General features: G+C 49.9%; 4 protein-coding genes and 2 pseudogenes. 2 read left to right on the top strand and 4 right to left on the bottom strand.

The window, feature by feature from the left end; translation table 11 throughout:
- Both GZ1_RS17255 and GZ1_RS19730 read right to left on the bottom strand, forming a co-directional pair.
- Positions 1–1,087 (bottom strand): annotated as a pseudogene (locus GZ1_RS17255) (IS481 family transposase); the annotation flags it as partial.
- A gap of 139 nt (positions 1,088–1,226) precedes the next feature.
- Positions 1,227–1,784, bottom strand: a complete 558-nt coding sequence (locus tag GZ1_RS19730) for a DUF6431 domain-containing protein (RefSeq protein ID WP_060788979.1) — start codon at positions 1,782–1,784, stop codon at positions 1,227–1,229.
- 160 nt (positions 1,785–1,944) lie between these two features.
- Between GZ1_RS19730 and istA the strand changes: the two genes are divergently transcribed.
- Together istA and istB (GZ1_RS18640) are read left to right on the top strand one after the other, a co-directional pair.
- Positions 1,945–3,147 carry an IS21 family transposase gene (gene istA / locus GZ1_RS17245; protein ID WP_060788978.1) on the top strand — a complete coding sequence of 401 codons (1,203 nt, stop codon included), beginning with the start codon at positions 1,945–1,947 and terminating at the stop codon, positions 3,145–3,147.
- Positions 3,144–3,581, top strand: a pseudogene (gene istB, locus GZ1_RS18640) (IS21-like element IS5376 family helper ATPase IstB); the annotation flags it as partial. The gene istA and the pseudogene istB (GZ1_RS18640), both read left to right, overlap by 4 nt.
- A gap of 66 nt (positions 3,582–3,647) precedes the next feature.
- Here istB (GZ1_RS18640) and istB (GZ1_RS17240) read toward each other — a convergent pair.
- A complete protein-coding gene (gene istB / locus GZ1_RS17240) occupies positions 3,648–4,400 on the bottom strand; it encodes an IS21-like element helper ATPase IstB (protein WP_060788977.1) in 753 nt (250 codons plus the stop codon).
- Positions 4,397–5,450, bottom strand: a 1,054-nt coding sequence (locus tag GZ1_RS17235) for a DDE-type integrase/transposase/recombinase (protein WP_060788976.1), incomplete at its 5' end; no start/stop codon positions are given. The genes GZ1_RS17235 and istB (GZ1_RS17240), both read right to left, overlap by 4 nt.

The raw sequence follows: 5,450 nt of genomic DNA, 5'->3' as shown, positions 1-5,450 counted from the left end.
TCCAATGAACCGAGGCGGCACCTCGTATAGCTGTTTATTCAGAGTGACCGTGCCATCGGCTTTCACCTTGCGGTGCTCCCGTTTCAGAAAAATCGCATCCAACCAATCGATGTCTTCGATCCACACCACTTGTTCCACCTGAGACTGAAACACCTCATGCGGCGTTTTTCCGTCCAGTGAGGCGTGCGGTTTTCGATGATACTCCTCTTCAAGCCACCTCCAAAAGCGCTCGTTCAGCTTTTCGAGCGACTTCGGGGGATCCAACTCCAGCAACGGATAAAACCGCGTCTGTACGGTGCGGAAGAACCGTTCGATTTTCCCTTTGCTTTGCGGGTCATACGGCTGGGTGTGGATGAGTGTAATCCCCATCTCGGCGCACGCATACTGCAGCACCTCGGACCGATAAATTTTCCCGTTGTCCGAGTAAATGCGTTTCGGCTTCCCGCAACGAAGCACCGCTTCCTTTGTGACGATCCGCAGCCCGTCAAACTTCTCCGAAGGGAAACTATACGTACGGCACTAACCGCGAGCAGTCATCGATATAGGCGATCAAGAACGTTTTCTGGGCTTTCCCATGGACGCGAATCGTGGGTCCATGGGATAAGTCCCCTTGCCATAGCTCATTGATCTGGTCATACGCAAAACGCTTTCGCTCCGGCATGGGCAAGATTTCTTTCCCGACAAGGTTGTGTTTTTTCAACAATCGGTATATAGTAAAGTAAGAGATATGGTTTTTTGGGATTTCCCCCTGCTCGATCAGGTGTTCGTAGAACACCGTCACGGGCATGGTGGGATGTTCTTTTCTTAGGGCTAAAATATGATCCTCATCATCGGGCGACAGACGCCTTGAGTGGCCGCGGTCCGAACGGCGCTTCGGCTTTAAGGCGTCAAAGCCCCCTTTTTTGTATTGGGTGCACCAATCGAGGATCGTCTTGGCTGCGATTCGCTTGTCGCCCTGGTGGGGAACATGGTGCACTCGCTCGCTCACCTCTTTCAGATACGCCTTCGGTTCCACCTGCCCATTCACCAACGGTGCGATTAGCCCGTACCGAAACAGGGCAATGTCGTGTCTCATCGACTCATCCATTCGAATCTCCTCCTGGTCTCACTTGAATCAGGACCGTTCCGGTCCGTCTGCCCTTATCGTACCGGATCACTTTTTCTCCGTCGATAGGAAAGGTTTGTGGGAACCTCAACCATTTCCAATTTAGGATATGTATGTAAAATCAGGATCCCATTTGATTCGCAAAAGGGTGTCGGAATCCGTCCTTCCACATGTCTCTGATGACCGAATCAAGACCGTGTTCCTCTAACGTCCGGATCCACCAGGAAGCCCGTTCCTTTTCTTTTTTCACGATAGGGCCTATGATCCTCCACCGCCTCGCAAAAAAGCTGTGAAGGTTTGATAGGTTTCGGCAGAACCACCGGACATAAAAGATGATGCCGTCCTTTGTCGGGAGAAACAGAGCCCGGTTCGTCCCCTCGGTCAATCCCAACTGCTCTTTCACAACTTGCCATATGGCGGACAACGTATACTGAAAATACGGGAGGAGAAAGAAAGGCAGCACACTCACCGTCTTCAAGCATTCCCGACAGCGATACCGGACAATCCAAATGCGATCATCACCATGTGGGGTCAATGCGTTTCGCTCATCGTAACCGTGGCGGTGTAACAGGCGCTTGGCCCGGCAATGCGGACACTGTGTCAGAAGAGGGAAGTCGTTTTCTTTTCCACGCTCTGCATACGTTTGGACGTCAATGCCAAAGTCATGAAATTGAATCACGTCCTCCTCCCCCTCCTCTGAATCGATGGATTTTCTCTTCCGAAATAATTCACAAAAAATTTAGCACATTCTTTCAGAAAAGGGGAGAGGGCTTTCTGAAAGAATGTGCAAAAAAAGGGCTTTTTGTGCTGAAATAAAATGATAATTTACACTATGGTTCATGATGACGAGAGGGGAATTTTTTATGATCAAAGAGATGTATGAAAGGGGAATGAGTATTTCCGATATTGCGAGGGAATTGGGGATCGATCGGAAAACCGTCCGAAAATATATTCACTCCCCCAATCCTCCTTCCAAATCCAAGCGAAAACCAAGAAAAAGCAAGTTAGATCCATTTAAGCCGTATCTTCAAAAACGGATGTTAGAAGATGGGGGGTTTAATAGCGAAAAGTTGTTTTTTGAAATTCGACAACAGGGCTATACGGGAGGAAAGACGATTTTAAAAGACTATATGAAACCTTTCCGAGAGACGGCGAAAAAGAAATACACCGTTCGTTATGAAACGCTTCCTGGCGAACAAATGCAAGTCGATTGGAAAGAAGTTGGGGAGGTCGTGATCGAAGGGAGAAAAGTCAAGTTATCGCTATTTGTGGCTGTGTTAGGCTATTCGCGGATGAAATACGCGGTATTTACGGTCAGCCAGGATCAGGAACACTTAATGGAATGCCTGATTCAGAGTTTCAAGTACTTTGGTGGGGTTCCGAAGAAGGTGTTATTTGATAATATGAAGACCGTTACAGACGGGCGAGAACAAGGAGTGGTGAAATGGAATCAACGATTTTCCGAATTTGCGAGTTACTACGGATTTATTCCAAAAGTATGCCGGCCCTACCGGGCCCAGACAAAGGGAAAAGTCGAACGAGCCATTCAGTATACTATGGATCACTTCTATGTAGGAACATCGTTTGAAAGCATCGAAGAATTAAATTTCCTTTTACATCGTTGGCTCGATCAAGTGGCAAATCGGAAGCCAAACGCCACTACCGGTATTTCTCCGCAAGAGCGTTGGGCCGAGGAGTCACTCAAGCCTCTTCCGTTGAACGATTACGATACGAGCTATCTTTCCTATCGGAAGGTGCATTGGGATGGCAGTTTCTCCTACAAAGGGGAACAATGGCTCTTATCGGCGGAGTATGCGGGCAAAGAAATTCTGGTGAAGGAGCGATTAAATGGAGATATTCGATTGTACTTTCGAGGGGAGGAGATTTCTCACGTGGACCAACAGAAAAAAGTGATTTCATTCGCCGAAAAAATAAAAAAGAAACAGACAGAAAGGGCAGCCCCCATTTCGCCTGTTTCGGTGGAAGTGGATACTCGTCCATTGTCCGTTTATGACGCATTCCTGCGAGGGGAAAGCTCATGAAAGAACGAATACACGAGTATTGCCACCAACTCCATTTGCCTGTCATGGCGGAGCGATGGTCCGCCATGGCAGAATACGCCTCTACTCATAATATATCATATTCAGAGTTTTTATTCCGCTTATTAGAGGCAGAAATCGTCGAAAAACAGGCACGATCGATCCAAACGCTCATCAAGCTGTCCAAACTGCCGTATCGCAAGACGATCGATACGTTTGATTTTACCGCGCAGCCTTCGGTGGATGAGCGCCGGATTCGAGAGCTGCTGACCTTGTCGTTTATTGATCGAAAGGAGAATATTCTTTTTCTCGGTCCGCCGGGGATTGGGAAGACACATCTGGCCATTTCGATTGGAATGGAGGCGATCGCAAGAGGATATAAAACGTATTTTATTACCGCTCACGATTTGGTCAATCAGTTAAGAAGAGCCGACCAGTGTTTTTTGCAAGCAAAAAATGCAGAGAAGTGCAAGAAAAAATACATAGGCTTGCCAGCTCAAGACTTAAGGTTCCAGACCGGGGGAAGAGGACGGCTGGATCGCGGAGAGAGCGTTCCGCAGTCGATAGCTCTCTCCCGTAAAGGCCAGGATGTGGGCATGGTGAACCAAGCGATCCACCAGCGCAGCTGTCAAGCGGTTGTCCCCAAACACCCGATTCCACTGTCCAAATTCCAGATTCGACGTCACGATGACGCTTTTTCGCTCATAACAGTCGGCGATAATATGAAACAACAGCTCCGATCCTTGCTTTTGAAACGGCACATAGCCGAGTTCATCCAATATCAACAGTTCGCACGCATCGATGCTTCGTTTCAGCCGCCCGAGCGTGCCATTTTTCAATGCCTCTTCCAGCTGGGCGACGAGATCCGCGACGCGGAAAAACCGAACCTCATGGCCTTGTTGGCACGCCTGGATGCCGAGCGCTGTGGCGAGGTGGGTTTTTCCTGTCCCGGGCGAGCCTAAAAGCAGAACGTTTTGCTTTCGCTCCAAAAAGCGAAGGTCACACAATTCCTTCTTCGATGTCGTGGTCGGCCAGTGGATGTGATCCGACCATTCGTAATCCTTCAGCCATTTCAACTCCCGAAACTTGGCTTTCTTGATCAGCCGGGCCTGTTTCGCCTGCTGGCGGCACGACAGCTCCAGCGCCAATACATCCCGCAAAAACGGTTCTTTCGTTTCGAACATCACCTCCTCGAATCGATCCGCGATATAGGCCAAATGCAGTGCTTTACAAATCTCTTTCACCTCTGCTCTCATCCCTGGACACCCCCTTCCCGAACAGGATGAAGACGTTGATCATACACCGTTACGTCCGTTTCATAGTCGATCAGGACGGAAGGGGTGTACGATTCTTTCCACTTGGCCGGGTAATGGGATTGCTCGGCTTCCATCAATACCCCGATTTCATGAGGAGCCAAGTCCCATCGCTGGTTCTCATCGAGCCACTGGGCGATTTCATAAAGCGTGCAACGATCCAACAGCGCTCGCAGCCCTTTCAAACGGACCGCCGCCTGGGGCGGGGTGCCAGCCAGATACGTTCGGATCGCTTCCGGCAAGTACGCCCGGTATCGGGAATGCCCGACAACCCGGGGTTTGGTCTCCCACTCAGCGAAAATCTCTTTCCAAGGGATCTCGCGTTTCACGTTCGTATACGGCCTTGGCATCTCAAGATGTATGCCTCCGTCAGGAGAGAGCACAAAGAAACGATCCCACTCTTTTTTCACCAATACCCGGTTGGGGACGGACAGGCCATGGACGACGAACGCCTTCCCATCCACCATCACTTCTCCGTACTTATTCACGTAAGCGTGATCGAGGGAGAAGATCGGAAGATCTTGTTCCGGCAACGCCAACAGCTCCGGCCGCTCTTCCTGCCATAGCTCCTCTATCAACCGCCCCTTTTCATAATGAGGGCGGTTTCGGTCCTCGACCATCTTGCGATGCAGCCACTCCACCAGCTCCGGATCCGACTCGATCAACGGAGCCGGGACGAAACAAAGGTTGCGAGTGTAATAGACTTTTCGCTCCGCATTTCCTTTCTCATGTCCGCTGTATGGATTGCACACTTGTACATCAAACCGATAGTAGAGTTGAAATTTCTCAAAAGCCTCGGTGAATTGGCGTTCTCCCCCTTTTCGAATCGACACGATGGCCGCGGACAAATTGTCAATGCGCAATGCCTTTGGCACTCCCCCAGCCTGACGAAACAGCTGCGTCAACCCATGGAGGAAGCATTCACTGTTTTCCGCCGGCAGCGGATAAGCAAACGCAGCGTTGCTATAGGGAAAGCTCATGATCAAAACCGAT

The sequence above is a fragment of the Geobacillus zalihae NBRC 101842 genome (assembly GCF_001544135.1).
Lineage (GTDB): Bacteria > Bacillota > Bacilli > Bacillales > Anoxybacillaceae > Geobacillus > Geobacillus zalihae.
This window is presented reverse-complemented; position numbering and strand designations above follow the sequence as displayed.

Excerpts from the sequence above, each read along its gene's own strand:
- istB (WP_060788977.1), bottom strand. The coding sequence starts at position 4,400 with ATGAGAGCAGAGGTGAAAGAGATTTGTAAAGCACTGCATTTGGCCTAT.
- istA (WP_060788978.1), top strand. The coding sequence starts at position 1,945 with ATGATGACGAGAGGGGAATTTTTTATGATCAAAGAGATGTATGAAAGG.